Source organism: Saccharopolyspora thermophila, from assembly GCF_014646075.1.
In the GTDB taxonomy this organism is placed as follows: Bacteria; Actinomycetota; Actinomycetes; order Mycobacteriales; family Pseudonocardiaceae; genus Saccharopolyspora; species Saccharopolyspora thermophila.
Genome location: NZ_BMMT01000001.1, coordinates 234855 through 250138, shown reverse-complemented (window position 1 = coordinate 250138; position 15284 = coordinate 234855). Strand labels below are relative to the sequence as shown.

15 protein-coding genes are annotated in these 15284 nt (G+C 71.5%); 10 read left to right on the top strand and 5 right to left on the bottom strand.

Features of this window, described 5'->3' with window-relative positions:
* The first annotated feature begins 294 nt into the window (after positions 1 to 294).
* A complete protein-coding gene (locus IEY17_RS25985; protein ID WP_188984442.1) occupies positions 295 to 720 on the top strand; it encodes a peptidase inhibitor family I36 protein in 426 nt (141 codons plus the stop codon).
* Here the strand turns inward: IEY17_RS25985 and IEY17_RS01115 are convergent.
* From IEY17_RS01115 to IEY17_RS01100, 4 genes are read right to left on the bottom strand one after another with little or no spacing between them, the layout of a single operon-like run.
* Positions 698 to 1879 carry a glycosyltransferase family 4 protein gene (locus IEY17_RS01115; RefSeq protein ID WP_229679735.1) on the bottom strand — a complete coding sequence of 394 codons (1182 nt, stop codon included), beginning with the start codon at positions 1877 to 1879 and terminating at the stop codon, positions 698 to 700. The genes IEY17_RS25985 and IEY17_RS01115 overlap by 23 nt on opposite strands.
* Positions 1876 to 2748 (bottom strand): alpha/beta fold hydrolase, encoded by an 873-nt coding sequence (locus IEY17_RS01110; protein WP_188984440.1) that lies wholly within the window; start codon positions 2746 to 2748, stop codon positions 1876 to 1878. The genes IEY17_RS01115 and IEY17_RS01110 overlap by 4 nt, the downstream gene beginning before the upstream one ends.
* A gap of 9 nt (positions 2749 to 2757) precedes the next feature.
* Positions 2758 to 3990 (bottom strand): glycosyltransferase, encoded by a 1233-nt coding sequence (locus tag IEY17_RS01105; RefSeq protein WP_188984438.1) that lies wholly within the window; start codon positions 3988 to 3990, stop codon positions 2758 to 2760.
* Complete coding sequence (locus IEY17_RS01100) at positions 3987 to 4928, bottom strand: DMT family protein (RefSeq protein ID WP_188984436.1); 942 nt, start codon at positions 4926 to 4928, stop codon at positions 3987 to 3989. The genes IEY17_RS01105 and IEY17_RS01100 overlap by 4 nt, the downstream gene beginning before the upstream one ends.
* 959 nt (positions 4929 to 5887) lie before the next feature.
* On the opposite strand from IEY17_RS01100, the gene IEY17_RS01095 reads away from it, so the two are divergent.
* Positions 5888 to 6967, top strand: a complete 1080-nt coding sequence (locus IEY17_RS01095) for a copper resistance D family protein (RefSeq protein WP_188984434.1) — start codon at positions 5888 to 5890, stop codon at positions 6965 to 6967.
* A gap of 53 nt (positions 6968 to 7020) precedes the next feature.
* Here IEY17_RS01095 and IEY17_RS01090 read toward each other — a convergent pair whose 3' ends face one another.
* Complete coding sequence (locus IEY17_RS01090) at positions 7021 to 7812, bottom strand: GH25 family lysozyme (protein WP_188984432.1); 792 nt, start codon at positions 7810 to 7812, stop codon at positions 7021 to 7023.
* Positions 7813 to 8189: 377 nt separating this feature from the next.
* On the opposite strand from IEY17_RS01090, the gene IEY17_RS01085 reads away from it, so the two are divergent.
* The 8 genes from IEY17_RS01085 (at position 8190) to IEY17_RS01050 (ending at position 15219) form a co-directional block, all read left to right on the top strand.
* On the top strand, positions 8190 to 8885 hold the full coding sequence (locus tag IEY17_RS01085; RefSeq protein ID WP_229679734.1) for a DUF4232 domain-containing protein: 696 nt from the start codon (positions 8190 to 8192) through the stop codon (positions 8883 to 8885).
* Positions 8886 to 8954: 69 nt separating this feature from the next.
* A complete protein-coding gene (locus tag IEY17_RS01080) occupies positions 8955 to 9758 on the top strand; it encodes an alpha/beta hydrolase (RefSeq protein WP_188984430.1) in 804 nt (267 codons plus the stop codon).
* A 208-nt stretch (positions 9759 to 9966) separates the two neighbouring features.
* On the top strand, positions 9967 to 10293 hold the full coding sequence (locus tag IEY17_RS01075) for a PRC-barrel domain-containing protein (protein ID WP_188984428.1): 327 nt from the start codon (positions 9967 to 9969) through the stop codon (positions 10291 to 10293).
* 107 nt (positions 10294 to 10400) lie between these two features.
* Positions 10401 to 11219, top strand: coding sequence for a hypothetical protein (locus IEY17_RS01070; protein ID WP_188984426.1), 819 nt, complete (start codon positions 10401 to 10403; stop codon positions 11217 to 11219).
* A gap of 138 nt (positions 11220 to 11357) precedes the next feature.
* A complete protein-coding gene (locus tag IEY17_RS01065; protein WP_188984424.1) occupies positions 11358 to 11618 on the top strand; it encodes a hypothetical protein in 261 nt (86 codons plus the stop codon).
* A gap of 4 nt (positions 11619 to 11622) precedes the next feature.
* Positions 11623 to 11874: a hypothetical protein gene (locus IEY17_RS01060; RefSeq protein ID WP_188984422.1), complete on the top strand. Its 252-nt coding sequence runs from the start codon at positions 11623 to 11625 to the stop codon at positions 11872 to 11874.
* 137 nt (positions 11875 to 12011) lie between these two features.
* Complete coding sequence (locus IEY17_RS01055) at positions 12012 to 14843, top strand: FtsK/SpoIIIE domain-containing protein (RefSeq protein WP_188984420.1); 2832 nt, start codon at positions 12012 to 12014, stop codon at positions 14841 to 14843.
* A complete protein-coding gene (locus IEY17_RS01050; RefSeq protein ID WP_188984418.1) occupies positions 14836 to 15219 on the top strand; it encodes a hypothetical protein in 384 nt (127 codons plus the stop codon). Before IEY17_RS01055 ends, IEY17_RS01050 begins: the two co-directional genes overlap by 8 nt.
* The last annotated feature ends 65 nt before the right edge of the window (positions 15220 to 15284 follow it).

The following is a 15284-nucleotide window of genomic DNA, read 5'->3' as shown; positions in this document are numbered from 1 at the left end:
GCGGTCTCCAGGCCGCCCAGCGTGCGGCCAGCGTCCCCGGATCGGTCGAACCCGGTCGAACCGAGCCGGTCCGGCCAGGCCGGGTCGCGGGAGTCGCTGCCCGGACAGCTCACGGGTCGGTTCCCCGGGTGGATTCGCGGCTGCACCGCACCCGTCGCCGCGCGGCAAAATCCACCCGGTCGGGCTGTATCCAGCTAATTCGCTGGCGTTTCGATCCGGCGTTCGGGAATCTGGTCCCAACGCGCCACATTCGGCGCTGACCTCTCGATTATCCGCTCAGGAAAGGGTTTTCGCATGTCTTCGTGCGCTGCCACCGACCACGTCGCCCACGCCGCCGACCGGTCGCGAATGCGGCGCGGCGCGGTACTCCGCGCTGCCACCGCGGCGCTTCTCGCCGTCGCTGCGGTGCTGTTCGGCGCGCCCGCGAAGGCCGCGCCAGCGCAGGATCCTTGCCCTGCGGGAGCTTTCTGCGCCTGGCCGGAGGAGAACTTCACCGGCGAACGACACGATGTCGGTCTCCAGACGACCACGATGGAGCAGTGCGTCCCGCTCCGGCAGGATGTGGAACTGCGCTCCTTCGTGAACAACACCGGGCACCCGGTGACGGTCTACCAGGACCCGTACTGCGACACGCAAGCAGATTTCGCCACGTTCCCATCGGGTTCGCAGATGCCACGGTCGACGTACGTGGCCCGGGCTATCCGCGTCTGGCCGAGGTGAGCGGTCGGCGGACCAGCTCGCGCATCAACCCGAGCAACCGCTCGGCGGAACCGGCCCACGTGTACCGAGCCGCCTGGGCACGCGCCGAGTCGACAAGGTCCGCCCGCCGTTCCTCGTCCTGCAGCGCCCGCACCGCGGCGGCGAAGTCCTTCGACGACCCCGGGTCGAAGAACATCGCGTGCCCGCCGGTGACCTCGCGGAAGATCTCCAGGTCGCTGCACACCACCGGCGTCCCCGCGTGCATCGCCTCGATGATCGGCAACCCGAAACCCTCGTCCCGCGACGCGGTGACCAGGGCGCTCGCCCTGCCGAGCAGTTCCTGGTAGTCGCGTTCGTCGATGCCCCGCCAGAACACCACATCAGCCCCCGCAGGCACCTGGGCCCGCAGTTCGGCCTCGCGCTGCGGCGTGATCCGGCTCACCAGGTGCAGCCGATGTCCCGGAAGGAGAGCCATGCCCGCGATCAACGTCTCCACGTTCTTGTACGGCATGAACGAACCCATGTACACGAGCTCGCGCGCTCCGCCGCCGGACTCCGCGGCGGCGCCGCTTCCGCGCCCGGCGCCGTCGAGCGGAGCGGACGACGGCGCGTTCGGCACGACCGTCACCGGCCGCTTGGTCAGCCGGTACTCGGCGATGAGCCGACGGGTCGTCTCGCTGACCGTCACGACGGCGTCCGCCCGGTTCAGCATGACGCGCTGCGGCCAGAACGCCTTGTGGTACAGGCGCCAGGCGACGCGGACCGGCAGCGGCAGGAATCCCGGCGGCTGCGGGTGCCGGTAGTAGATCAGGTCGTGCAGGGTCACAACGAGCCGGTACCTGCGCCGGAATCCGCCGATCACCTGCAGCGGGCTGAACACCACGTCGGCGCCAAGCCGGTTGAGGGTGCGCGAGATCCACAGCTCCCGCGGCGAGAGCGGGCTGTTGACTCTCACGTGCGGCACGCCGGCAGGCAGCAGGCGTAGCTGCCGCTCGTCGTGGATCAGCATCGTCACCGGGTGGAGTTGGTGCAGGGCCTCGATCAGGCTCGCCCCGTAGCGGCTGATCCCGTCGTGCTGATCGGTGCGGGTCCAGCGGGCGTCGACGACGATGTTCATCGTCCCGTGCTCGTCCGCCCCGGGGCGGTGCTTCCCGCGGTCGCCGGTACTGGTGGCGCTCATGGCTCTCCGAGGAATCGGCGGATCGCTTCGGCCGCTGGTGCCGGTGTCTCGTAGTGCACCAGGTGACCGACGCCCGGGATGACGACGAGTTCGGCATCGGGCAACCGCGCGGCCAGCGCGCGTTGCCCGGCCAGCGGCGCGATCTCGTCCTGCTCCCCCGCGATCAGCAGGGTCGGCACCTTCAGGGCATCCGCGTAGTCGGTCACGGTGTGCGTCACCGACGCCTCGAACGTCTCGCTGAGCAGCGCCGGGCTGTGGAAGCGGCTGAAGTGGCGCAGGTGGTTCGCGTCGATGAAGCTGCGCAGCTCCTTGTTCTTCGTCCGCGTCATGGCCCGGCTCGCCGCGAGCACCACCCACCGGTTACTCAGCAGCGAGTGCCCGGCGCGCGGCGGAAGCCGCTTGCCGAGCCTGTAGTAGGCGGAGGTCAGGCCGGAGAGCACCACCCGGGGGCCGCGCAGCGCGGGCGTGGCGATCGGGTTGATCAGCACCAGTCGCCGAACGAGTTCCGGAACCTGGGAGGTGAGATGAGCGGCCACGATGGAACCGAAGGAGTGGCCGACCAGCGCGACGGGGCCGTCCCGGCCGTCGAGCTGCTCGACCAGTTCGGTGATGGCGTGCGCGTACCCGGCGACGTCGTGGCGTCGGCCGGTCATCGGCCCGGAGTCGCCGTACCCGGGCAGGTCGGGGATCACCACGCGGTGGTCGGGCAGACCGGCGGCCACGAGCTCCAGGCCGTGGTGGGTACCGCGCAGTCCGTGCACCATCAGCACGGTGCCGCCGACGCGGTCTTCGCCGTAGACCCAGTAGTGCAGGTCGGAGCCGCTGATGCGAGCGACCCGCTCGATCGGGCGCAGTTCCGGGATGATCATGACCGGCGCTCAGCTTGCCAGCTCGGTGCGGATCTCGTCGAGCTCCACCGCGCCGTCGGTGCCGGCGACGTGGTGGTAGATCGACTCGAACCGGGCCAGCACCTCGTCGATGTCGTGCCGGGCCACCAGTCGCTCGCTGGCCGCACCCATGCGCTCGATGGTGGCGCGGTCGGCGATCACGTCGTCGATGGCGGCGGCCAGCGCGTGCACGTCACGCGGCGGGTACAGGTAGCCGTTCTGCCCGGGCTGCACCAGGTGCGGCAGCGCCATGGCGTTGGCCAGCACCACCGGGGTGCCCGCCGACATGGCCTCCATGGTGGCCAGGCTCTGCAGCTCCGCGATGCTGGGCATGCAGAACAGGTCGGCGCGGGCGTAGGCGTCCAGCAGTTCGTCGTCGCTGAGATACCCGGCGAAGTGCACCCGCTCGGCGATGCCGAGCTCCGCGGCGAGGCGCTCGAACGCGGCCCGGCGGCTGCCGTCGCCCACGATCTCCAGCCGGGTCGGCACGTCGGAGCGCAGCAGGGCCATCGCCCGCAGCAGGTCGTCGATGTGCTTCTCCTCGTCGAGGCGGCCGACGAACAGCACCGTGCGGGTCTCGTCGGGCCGGTGCCGCCTGCGGTGGCTGCGGGCGTGCCGGCGGTAGCGCTCGACGTCGATGCCGCACGACACCGGCAGCGCGACGTCGTCGAAGCCGTTGTCCTGCAACAGCTGCACCGCGCGCGGGGTCGGCGCGGTGACCAGCTGCGCCTTGCGGTAGTGCTTGATCAGGTTTCGCCACAGGATGCGGCCCGCCGCGTGCTGCAGCCGCCCGGGCACCTTGATGTAGCCGAAGATGTTCTCCGGCATGAAGTGGTTGGTGGCCACCAGCCCGATGCCGCGGCGCCGCGCGGAGTTGATCAGGCCGCGGCAGATGAAGAAGTGCGACTGGACGTGCACCACGTCGGGCTGGATCTTGTCCAGCAGCGCGTCGGCGCGCCTGGCCTGCCACGGCAGGATGCCGCGGATCGACGGGTGGAACGGCGAACCGTAGGAGGCCACGCGGTGCACCGTCACCCCGTCCTCGACCTCGGTGTGCGCTTCGCGATCCGTCGAGTGGCAGACCACGTGCACGTCGTGGCCGCGGCCGGCCAGCCCGGTCGCCAGGCGGTGCCCGAAGTTGGCCGCCCCGTTCACGTCGGGCGGGTAGGTGGTCGCGCCGACCACGATCCGCAGCGGGCGCGTGCTGAACGGTTGCGAAGTCACGTGGAACTCCCGTCAGTACGATCTGTCGAACTTGGTCCGGCAAGATCACTGCTGCCGGTCACAGTGGCGGGCACTCGTCGCTGCTGGGTGTCGGGGTGGTATCGGGCCAGCGCGAAGACGCCCGCGCAGGCCACCACGGCGCAGAGGGCCTCCCCGACGGCGGTCGCGGCGCCGACGTGGTCGGCCTCGCCGAGCAGTCCGATGCCCAGGCCGACCGCCACCAGCGGATCGACCACGGTCAGGCAGGCCACCACCAGGTCCGGTGGCCCGCTGGCGTACCCGTGCTGCAGCAACCACCCGCCGACGAGCATGGCGGCGACGATGCCCAGCAGCGGGAGCGGGTTGATGTCGAGCAGGTCGGTCGTGCCGAGCTGCTGGACCACGGCCCGCATCAGCAGCGACACGTACCCGTACGCCACCGCGCATCCGGCCGCGAAGAGGATGCAGCGCACCTTCGACCGGGTCGCCACCGCCAGTACGCCCAGCGCCAGCACCCCGGCGGCGACGATCTGGGTGGCCAGCAGCTGGTCGTCCCCGGCGACCGGGGTGGCCGTGGCGCTCCCGGCGGCGAGAGACACGAAGGCCGCGACGCCGCCGGTGGCTGCCACCACCGCCAGCACGACGTTGCGGCCGAGGTCACGGACCTGGATGCCCTCCTGGCGGGCGTTGAGCAGCACGGTGATGGGCAGCGCGATCACGCCGACCGGCTGCACGACGCTCAGCGGGGCGAGGCCCAGCGCGCAGGCGTGCAGCACCGCGCCGCTGCCGAGCGCGGCGAGGCCCGCCAACCACTGGGGGGTGCGGACGAGTCGGGCCTGGTGGCGCAGCCCGAGGCTGCGGCCGTCGATGGTGTCGTGCACCGCCGCGTGCTGCAGGCGGGCACCGAGGGCGTACCCGCAGGCCCCCAGGGCCGCGAGGAGCACCGCGAGCGCCGTCATCGCGGACCACGCCCAGCGGTGGTGCTCGGATGGTGGGGCACGACCGCGTCAGTCCTCTCCACCGGGCTGCGGGAACGTCCGACTACCGACCACCCTAGTGCGCGATCCATGTCTCTTCCCGCCGTCGAGCCCAGCGGCGTTCGCCGCACCGGCCTGCCATCCGGGTCGGGGTCCGAAGCTCCGCGTCCCCGCCTTCGCTGTCCGTCCACACCGATCAATCTCGCGTCTCGCGGGTCCGGCTCACATCCGGGGTCGGACCCCCAATTTCCCTGAGCCGATCCGGGCACGCGCCCCAGGGCGTCCACCGCCCCGCACGACCGCCACGGCGGCTGGCCGCTGCCCCCGGAAGCCCTGCTGGACTGGGCGAACGCGGGTCGTCCCCGCGCTGCGCGGCCGTGCGGGTGCCCCCGACGACCACCCCGGCGCGCCGGCCGGGCAATACAGCGAAGCACGGAATTGCGACTCGCGGTGAAAGGGCCGGCGAATAAGCGTGAACCGATCCGGTGAACGAAAGCCGACGGCGCATCGAATCGTGCGGAAAGATCCGCATCGGTTTCGGCATGGGTGCACGCGTGCACGATCGAGGTGCGCCGGACGCGCCCCCCGCGTGCGCTTCTGCACTGTCCGCCGGATACACGTGCACGACTGTAGAACAAGGATGCTGAGGACATTGTCAGCAACACATGTCCACCGCGGCCGCGCGGATCGACCGCCCCGCTCCGGCAAAACAGCCGATTCCCGGGGCCACCACCGAAAACCCGGCGGCCAGCAGGGATGATTTCCGGAAATGAAGATCAACTTTTCGCGGGAAACGGTGACGCAGACGACACCGCAAGCAGCATCACGTCCGACGAAAAACCCTTGCCCACCGAAACAAAACAGTCACGAGCCGTGATCGGTGCGGCCGGGGCCGCCGACCGACCGCCCGGCCCGGCTCGATCGGGTGAGACGATGCACCCGTGGCTGCCGACTCCGACGCCGTCCCCCGCGACCGCACGGCAAACCCCGACCACCGCGCCGATACCGACGTGCGGAAGGTGCTCGGCGCCAAAGCCGCGGTGGCGGTGGCGCTGCTCGCCGGGGCGCTGTTGAGCGCGGTCGTCGCCTCCGCCTACACCGCCGTCGGCACCATCCCCGGGTTGCCCGACCTGCCGCCGCTGGTGCACTTCGGGTTGCCCGTGGCGCGGGTGCTGCTGGATCTCGCGGCGCTGGCCACCGTCGGCCTGAGCGTGCTGCCGAAGCTGCTGGGCTTCGACCGCCCCCGGCACACCGAGCCGGTCATGGCGCTGGCTAGGCGGATCACCGTGGTCACCGCGCTGGTCTGGCTGCTGTGCGGCCTGCTGTCCCTGGTGCTGCAGGCCGCGGAGCTCAGCCCCGACCGCCCGGTGACGACGCAGCTGGTGGTTGACTACGTGGCGAACGTTCCGGCCGGGCCTGGGCTGCTCGCCAGTGCGGGCGCGGCGCTGCTGTGCGCGGTGCTGGGACTGCTGGCGGTGCGGTTCGGCGAGTCGGTCCCGGCCGAGCTACGCACCATCGTCGCGCTGCTCGGCCTGCTGCCGATGCCGCTGACCGGGCACGCCACCGACTGGCAGTACCACGACTTCAGCATGATCTCGATGGAGCTGCACGTGATCGGCGCGGCGCTGTGGACCGGGGGCCTGGTGGCCGTCGCGCTGTTCGTCGCGCCGCGCCGCGGGCTGCTCGCCGAGGCGCTGCCGCGCTTGTCCAGGCTGGCCACCATCGCAATCTTCGTGGTCGCCGCCTCCGGGCTGTTCAACGGCCTGATGGAGCTGGCCATCACCCCGGGCGTCGGTCTGTCGGGGCTGGTCAGCACTGGTTACGGGCAGATCATCACGGCCAAGGTGGGGTGCCTGGTGGCGCTCGGCGGGGTCGCCGCGCAGCTGCGCTTCCGCCTGCTCCCCCGCATCGCGCGCCACCAGCGCACCGCCCTGCTCGGCTGGGTCGCCGTCGAGGTCGGGGTGATGGGCGTGGCCTACGGCCTCGGTGTGGTGCTCTCCCGCGCCCCCGTCATCGTCTGATTTCTCGTGGCCAGCCACTGCCGGGCACGCCGCCGGCCGGTGGCCAGGACGCGTCAGCGCGGGATCTTGAGCACCTGGCCAACGTAGATCAGATCCGGGTCGGCGATGCCGTTGACCCGCGCGATCTCCCGCCAGTCGACGCCGAACCGCTGGCCGATCTCCGACAGCGTGTCGCCCGGCTGCACGACGTAGGTCTCCTCGGGTGGCGGAGGCGGCGGAGGCGGCGGGGGCGCGGCGCCGGTGAGCACCTCCAACGGCACCATCGCCACGTTGACGTCGGTGTTCCCGGCGACGCCCGGCACCTTGCCGTCGGAGGCGTGCTGGTGCAGCACCACGCGGTCGGTCAGGTACCCCGGCTCGCCCGGCGGCCGGCCGTAGTGCGCGACCCACAGGAACACACCGGGGTCCACCCAGGTTTCCGGGGCGAGTTTGCTCTGCAACCACGAAGTCGAGGCGTACACGGCGACCTCGTTGCGTCCGGTGTGACCGCGGATGGCGTCGATGAAACCCTTGACCCAGGCCGGGAGATTCGGCGCGTCGGTCTCGATGTCCAGGCATGGCGGCAGATTCCCGGGCGCGCTGGAATTCAACCGCGCCAACTGGGCGGCGAAATCAGCGGCGTCCTGCTGCGGCGAATTCGTGTCCGGGCGCGCGAAGTGGTACAGCCCGGTCGCCATCCCCGCGCCCCGCGCACCGGCGAGCTGCGCATCCAGCGTCGGGCTGACGTAGCCGACACCTTCGGTCGCCTTGATGTAGGTGAACACGTACCCAGCCGCACGAACCGCTCCCCAGTCGGGCTCCCCCTGATATCTCGCGACGTCAATGCCGGGAATTCGCTCGGCCATGATCGACCCCCTGACTGCGGCCTTCTGCTGGTTGCCACAAACTACCGAAGTTGGGCAAAGGGGCACTCCCGCCGTTAGGGTCAAGATACCCACCCAATCGGTCTATATCCGGACGAGTGGTAGCCCATTCCTGCCGCACTGAATTGCGCACATCGAGTTCACCGCGATCCCCGGTGTGCCGCTATTCGGGTGATCTACCGGGCACTCGAACCCTGGTCGCGCGGGCCGCGGGCGGCAGGCAGAGTGGAGGCGGACCCGCGGTGGTGAGAAATCGTCGGCTCCCGGGCAACCCTCCCTGCAACCGGACGTCTTCCCAACAGCAGAGCAATTCCGACGACCCCGTCGCCGGGCGGCGCGGGGAATGGGAGGTGGTCACCGTGACCCCCCACCGACTGGGGACCCTCGGCCTGCGGGCGATGCAGGTGTCCGGGGCAGTGCTACTCGCCGCGTTGATGACCGGCTGCGGCGGTCAGTCCGGACACGTGATCACGGCTCCGGCGCAGCACGCCGAGCCGGGCCTGCCCCCGGCCACCGCGCCGGGCACGAGCGTCACGCAGGACACGACGCCCGCCGAGCGCCCCGCGACGACGACCGCGCAGAACACCGGTGCCCAGGCGACACCGCGGACCTCCACCGCGCAGGCCCAGGCCAACCGCGTGGAGCGCTGCCACACCTCGATGCTCACCGGTTCCCTGCAGCCCACGGAAGCCGGAGCCGGCCAGCGCTACGCGGAGCTGGTGCTGCGCAACTCCAGCAACGAGACCTGCACCCTGTACGGCTACGGCGGTCTGCAGCTGATCGACGCGTCGGGCAAGCCGCTGCCCACCACACTGGAACGCACCCCGAACCTGGGCCCCTCGCTGATCACGCTGGCCCCCGGTGCCACCGCGAGCAAGACGCTGCACTGGACGGCGGTGCCGCACGAGGGCGAACCGGCGGACGGCCCCTGCCAGCCGACCCCGGCCCGCGTCGAGGTCATCCCGCCGGACGAGACCGACCCGCTCAGCATCACCTGGCAGGGCGGCCCGGTGTGCGGTTTCGGTTCGATCGACGGAAGCGCATACCACCAGTAGGCCACCCACGGGCCACGGAATGCGCCAGTCCGCTGGCCCGCCGGGTCCAGGATGTGCTGGGGTGATCGCATGATCGAGCCAACGGATCGACAGATCACCGGATGTCATGGCGAGCTGGCGGTGCGGGAGTGGTCGGCTCCCCACCCCGGCTGGATCGCGCTGATCGCGCACGGTTACGGGGAGCACTCCGGCCGGTACCAGTGGGTGGCCGAGCAGCTGGTCGGCGCGCGGGCGCTGGTGTGGGCCCCGGACCATATCGGGCATGGGCGGTCGCCCGGGGAGCGCGTGCTCGTCGAGGACGCGGAGACGATCGTGGCCGACCTGGAGACCGTGCGGCAGCGGGTCACCGCCGAGCACCCGGACCTCCCGGTGGTCCTGATCGGCCACTCGATGGGCGGGCTGCTCGCGGCGCGCCACGCGCAGCTCCACCAGCAGCACCTGGCGGCGGTCGTGCTGTCCGCCCCGGTGCTGGGCACCTGGCATGTGCTGGATCTGCTGGAGCACGACGAGATCCCGGACACCCCGATCGACCCGGCGACGCTGTCCCGCGACCCGGAGGTGGGCGCCGCATACCTGGCGGATCCGCTGGTGTGGCACGGCCCGTTCAGGCGCCCCACTCTGCAGGCGATCGACCAGTGCCTGCTGGCGATCAACGAGGGGCCGACGCTGGACAGGCCGACGCTGTGGGTGCACGGCGAGGACGACGAGCTGGTGCCGGAGGCGGACACGCGCACCGGCATCGACCGGATCCGCGGCGACGACTTCCACGAACACATCTACCCGGGCGCGCGGCACGAGCTGTTCAACGAGACCAACAAGGCCGAGGTGATGAACGACGTCCTCACCTTCATCGGCCGCACCCTCAACACCTGACGGGGTGGTCTCCGCGCGAGTGCAGTCGATCCACGTCATCTCGGTCAGCGGTGCGCGTCGACAATAGCTGCCATTAATACTCGACCGGGTGAGGCGTGTCGCTTGCGCAGTTGCAGCCCCACCCTGGCGCAGGCAGCTTGAGAACGCCGGCGTACGTCGGCCGCCCGGCGGTGGCCGCCGGGACGGGGGTGGAACGAGCGAGGTTGCCATGGACGTCGAGCGCGCGCAGGACCTGATCGGCACTCCGGTGTTCGACCGCAACGGGGACCGGATCGGCCGGGTCGGCAACGTCTACGTCGACGACACGACGCTGCAGCCGGAGTGGATCACGGTGCGGATCGGCCTGCTCGGCATCAGAGAGACCTTCGTCCCCCTCAACGGCGCGACCACCGGCGAGAACCGCCTCGACCTGGGGGTGACGAAGGACCTCGTGAAGAACGCCCCGCGGGTTGAAGCCGAGCACGGCCACCTCTCCGACGAGGAAGGCCGCAACCTCTACCACTACTACGGCCTCGACCAGAGCGCGAACCAGTAGTCGGCGCCCGGCCCGGCAGCGGCGCCGGCGACGGGTACGGCACGTCAGCGTCCTTGTCGGGGCAGAGATTCCGCCGCCCGGTGATCATGCGGGAGAATCCTGCCGCGATGGCTGAGAACAGCGAGCTCGAACTGCTGATCACCGTGGTCGTCGGGGCCGACGACGGCCGGTCGGCGCACGCCGCGTGCCGCGACCTGGTGAACCGGATCGGCGGCCGGATCGTGGCGGCCGGGGACTGCTCCGACGAGGAACCCGGCTGCTGGTCGGTGACGATCAGCCGCCGCTGCGCGGAAACCGGGCACCACGTGGCCGGACTGTCTCGCGCGGTGCGGAACTTCCTGCGCGAACTCGGCCCGGACTACGCGCGGCACCGGGTGTCCTGCGAGCCCCCGACGGCGTGGACGGTCGTGGAGCACCCGGACCTGGTGGAGGCGTTGGTCGTCGGCGGCGAGCGGATTCTGGTCGAGGCGTGGGCCGGCGGTCCGGTCCTGTTCGGCCGTTCGGACGACCCCGACGAGCCGGCCGCCCAGATCCCGGCAGGCATCGGGGACGTCGACGAGCAGGGCAGGCCGCGGCCGCGTCTGCGGCTGCTGGTGGACGTGGTCACCGAGCGCCGCGCGGGCGCGGAGTGGCCGGCGCGCGCGGTGGCCAGCCGACTGTCCCGCAGCGCGCTGATCACCGAGTACACGATCGACCCGCCGGTGGTGCAGGTCGCCATGGATCTCGGGCCGGCGGTGGGCGAGCCGCAGGAGGTCGTGGCGGCCGCGACCGCCGCGCTCGGCGGCAACGGCTGGACGCGGGTGCGGGTCGAGCAGGGCCGCGCGGTGGCCCGCTGGGCGGCCGCGCCGATGCCGCCGTCCGGCGTGGCCGCCATCGAGGTCTCCGCCGTCACGGATTCCACTGTGGACGTGGCTGGCCGGCACTGAGGCGCGGGGCCGGTCACGCACCGCGACCGGGCGATGCTCAACGGTGCCGACCTGCCTGCGGGCGGGGCGGTGCCGGGCGCTAACTTGTGTGGACCAGTACAGCAGCAGGCTCGTGCACCTCGGAGGTCCGGAAACCAGATGGCGGGCGTGGAAGAAGTTCGCGCAGGCATCGCGTTGGCCAACCAGAAGATGCAGGAGGGCATCGCCGCCCTGCAGCAGACCAACCTGGTGCTGGAGGAGGCGCAACAGGCGCTGGTGTCGGCCACGCAGGGCAGCACCCAGGAGGAGATGCAGCACGCGCACGGGATGCTCGCCGAGGCCATGCAGACCATCAACGGGGTGCAGGGCACGCTCCAGGCGACCATCGCCTCCACCGAGGGCTACGCGGGTCGGCTGTAGCGCCGTGTCGGCACTGGAGGAACTGGCCCAGGCGATCCGGGCCGTCGAGGAGCGTCTGGCTGAAGCAGGCACCCACCTGGTCACCTGCCGCACGGCGCTGACCGAGGCGGAGCGGGCGCTGACCAAGCTCGACCCCGACCATCCGGAGACCGTGGTACCACCGGGCCTGCACCGCGCGGACGACCAGGTCGAGCGAATCCAGGGCATGCTGGAGCACGTCACGGACACGCTGCGCGACTTCGTCACCCGCCTCTAGTGCAGCCGGGTGATCCGGCGTTCGGCCCCGCACTGCGCCGAATTCCACCACGTGGACCGGCCCACATGGGTCCTGCTCGACGCGCCTCCGGGTGGTACTTTGCTCACGGTCCGTAACACATCGTTCCGAGGTGGGGTGTGGGTAAACGCAACGAGCGGCGGAGTCGCGTCGAAGCAGCCTTCGAGCGCCTGCGCTCGAGCGTCGGCACCGCGCTCGGCGCCGCGGAGAACGAGCACGACCGGGTCGTCGCGGAGTGCGCCCAGCAGGAGTACGCGCTGCGCATCGCGCAGCAGGGCGTCGCCGCGGCGGAACGCGAACCGGACGAGATCGCCCCGCCCGGCGATCCCCACTTCGCCGCCGCACTGCGGGAGGCGCAGCGGGTCCGCGAGGAGATCTTCGCCGAGTGGAGCGCGCAGGGCCCCGATCAGCTCACCGCGCTGGTGGCCGACGCCGCACCCGGCACCGCGGGCCGGCCCTGGCCGGAGTGGCTCGGGCAGATCGGCGCGCAGGACGCCACGACCCCGCCCGGGCTGTGGCGCATCGGCACCGCGACGTTCCCGGACTCCCCGAACCCGCAACCGTTCCCGGCCGCGGTGCCGCTGCTGGACGAGTCGCACCTGCGGATCACCACCGCCACCCGCAAGGACCCGGAACCGGCCGAGGCGCTGGTGCAGAACCTGCTGCTGCGGATGCTCAGCCACTTCCCGCCCGGCATGGTCCGCATCCACGTGTGGGACGTCGCGCAGCTGACCGGCACTCTGCCCGGCCTGCACCCGCTGGCCCGGGCCGGGCTGCTCACCGCGCACGACCCGACGCGGTTGGACGAGATGCTGGAGTCGCTGTCCGACCACATCCGGCGGATCCACAACACCGCGCTGGCCGACGGGGGCCACCCGTCGCTGCGCTCACTCGCCGCCGAGAACGGGCACCGCTCGGAACCGTGGCGGATCGCGGTGCTGTTCGGCAACAACGAACCGCTGCGCGACGAGCAGCACCACCAGCTGCTGCGCATCGCCCGCAACGGGCCGGCCTGCGGCGTGGTGCTCATCCTTGTCGATTTGCCGCTGAGCGTGAACAGCGCCATCGAGTCGATCACGCTGCTCGGTGAGAACCGGGCGCGCACCAGCATGACCGGCGAGCACGCCGTGGTGCAGCTGGACGACTCGCCGTCGCGGGCCGAGGTGACCCGGGCGTGCGCGGCGATCGCCGAGGCGTTCCTGGCCCGCCGCGCCCGGGTGCGCACGTTCCAGGACCTGGTGCCGAGCGAGTTCTGGACGCACAGGTCGGCCTCGGGCCTGCAGGCGCCGGTCGGGTTCAGCGAGGGCGAACCGGTGTGGGTCACCCTCGGCGACAGCAGCCCGCACACCCTGATCGGCGGGCCCAGCGGCTCCGGCAAGACGAACTTCCTGTACGGCATGCTCGGCGGGCTGGCCGCCCGCTACTCGCCCGACGAGCTGGAGCTGTACCTGCTGGACTTCAAGGAAGGCGTGTCGTTCGCCCAGTTCACACCGGGCAGGCGGGACCCGAGCTGGCTGCCGCACGCGCAGCTGGTCGGGGTGAACGTCAACACCGACCGCGAGTTCGGGTTGGCGCTGCTGCGGTTTCTGTCCGACGAGATGCGCCGCCGCGCGGAAGCCGCCAAGAAGCACGAGGTCACCAAGCTGGAGGAGCTGCGCGCCGAGGACCCGACCGGCCGGTGGCCGCGGATCGTCGCGGTGATCGACGAGTTCCAGTACCTGTTCGCCGAACGCGACCCGGTGACCGCGCAGGCCACCGCGCTGCTGGAGGACGTCGCCCGCCGCGGCCGGTCACAGGGCATCCACCTGGTGCTGGCCAGCCAGGACGTGTCGGGCATCGAGGCGTTCTGGGGCAAACCGGCCATCTTCGAGCAGTTCATCCTGCGGATCGCGCTGCCGAAGGCGCGGCGGGTGCTGGCCGAGCAGAACCAGGCGGCACTGGAGCTGCCGCGCTGGCACGCGGTGGTCAACCACGAGTCCGGCGTCAAGCACGGCAACGTGATCGCCCGCATCCCGGACGCCACGGCCAGGGGCACCTTCGACGCGCTGCAGGAGAAGCTGTGGCGGCGGCTTCCTCCCGGCGCGAGGCCGCCGCGGTTGTTCGACGGCTCGAACCTGCCGGTGCTGTCCGCGCTGGACGACTACGCGCGGTTGCGCGCCCCGGTGTCCACGCCCAAGGCGCTGCTGGGGCAGATCATCGACGTCAACGGCACCGCGGCGGCGGTGCGGCTGGCCCGCTCACCGGGCCGCAACATCGCGGTGATCGGCTCGGTCCGGCGGGACGCGACGAGCGTGCTGGGCGCGGCGGCACTGTCGCTGGCCCGGCAGCACGTGCCGGGTGACATCAAGTTCACCGTGGCGGGCCTGCTGGACGACGTCGACCACGACGTGCGGGCTGTCGTCGAGGCGCTGCGCGGCCACGGCCACGACGTGGACCTGGTGGGCCTGGACGACATCGAGGGCGCGCTGGCGGAGGTGGCCGCGAAGATCGACCAGCGCACCGGTCTGGACGTGCCCCACGTCCTGGTGCTCTACGCGGCCGACGCGGCGCAGACGACGCTGGAGCGCAAGGACCCGACGACCCGCACGAGCGGGCTCGACCACCTGCGGAAGATCCTCAAGCAGGGCCCGGAGCTGCGGGTGCACGTCGTGGGCTGGTGGCGCAGCGTCCAGCGGGTGAAGAACACCCTCAGCATGGGACCGGTCGACGACATCGGCGCGTGGGTCGCGTTCGACGTGCACGGGCAGGAGTTGTCGCAGTTCGCGGCCGGTCAGATGGTCAGCTGGTCGCCGCGGGAACGGCGCGGGCTGTTCTTCGACCGGGCGGTGCACTCCCGGCCGGAGGTGGTGCTGCCGTTCGACCTCGGCGGGCCGGAGCCCGCGCCCGCGGTGCCCGCCCAGCGCTCGGCACCCGACCTGCGGCACGAGATCCGGGAGGAAGCCGGTGACTGAGCAGACCCCGGCGTCGGTGCGCTACCGGGAGATCACCGGGCTGGCGGACGCCGCGACGGAGCGGATGCGCAGGCACGAGACCGAGCGGGTGCGCGAACTCGGCGAGGTGGTCGCGGCCGCGCGACAGCGCCGCGAGGAGGCCGAGAAGAAGCGCGACGAAGTCGTCGAGTTCGTGCTGCAGGAGTGGAAAGAGGCCGTCAAGGGGCTGTGGGACGAGCGCTGGTTCCAGGTCAGGGGCAAGCCGACGCCCAACCGCGCCACCACGGCCCAGGTCGACGAGGCGGTCGAGGTGGTCAAGGAGGCGCGTGCGGCGCTGCAGACCGCCCTGGAGAAACCACGCTTCTCGGTGAGCTTCCGCCCGCGCCGCAGGAAGTGACCGCCACCCGGCGCTGGGGCACCGGCTGGGCTGCGCGAAAACCCTTTCCACCGCGGGGAATGCGC

Excerpts from the sequence above, each read along its gene's own strand:
- IEY17_RS25985 (WP_188984442.1), top strand. The coding sequence starts at position 295 with ATGTCTTCGTGCGCTGCCACCGACCACGTCGCCCACGCCGCCGACCGG.
- IEY17_RS01115 (WP_229679735.1), bottom strand. The coding sequence starts at position 1,879 with ATGAGCGCCACCAGTACCGGCGACCGCGGGAAGCACCGCCCCGGGGCG.
- IEY17_RS01110 (WP_188984440.1), bottom strand. The coding sequence starts at position 2,748 with ATGATCATCCCGGAACTGCGCCCGATCGAGCGGGTCGCTCGCATCAGC.
- IEY17_RS01100 (WP_188984436.1), bottom strand. The coding sequence starts at position 4,928 with ATGACGGCGCTCGCGGTGCTCCTCGCGGCCCTGGGGGCCTGCGGGTAC.
- IEY17_RS01090 (WP_188984432.1), bottom strand. The coding sequence starts at position 7,812 with ATGGCCGAGCGAATTCCCGGCATTGACGTCGCGAGATATCAGGGGGAG.
- IEY17_RS01080 (WP_188984430.1), top strand. The coding sequence starts at position 8,955 with ATGATCGAGCCAACGGATCGACAGATCACCGGATGTCATGGCGAGCTG.
- IEY17_RS01075 (WP_188984428.1), top strand. The coding sequence starts at position 9,967 with ATGGACGTCGAGCGCGCGCAGGACCTGATCGGCACTCCGGTGTTCGAC.
- IEY17_RS01070 (WP_188984426.1), top strand. The coding sequence starts at position 10,401 with ATGGCTGAGAACAGCGAGCTCGAACTGCTGATCACCGTGGTCGTCGGG.
- IEY17_RS01065 (WP_188984424.1), top strand. The coding sequence starts at position 11,358 with ATGGCGGGCGTGGAAGAAGTTCGCGCAGGCATCGCGTTGGCCAACCAG.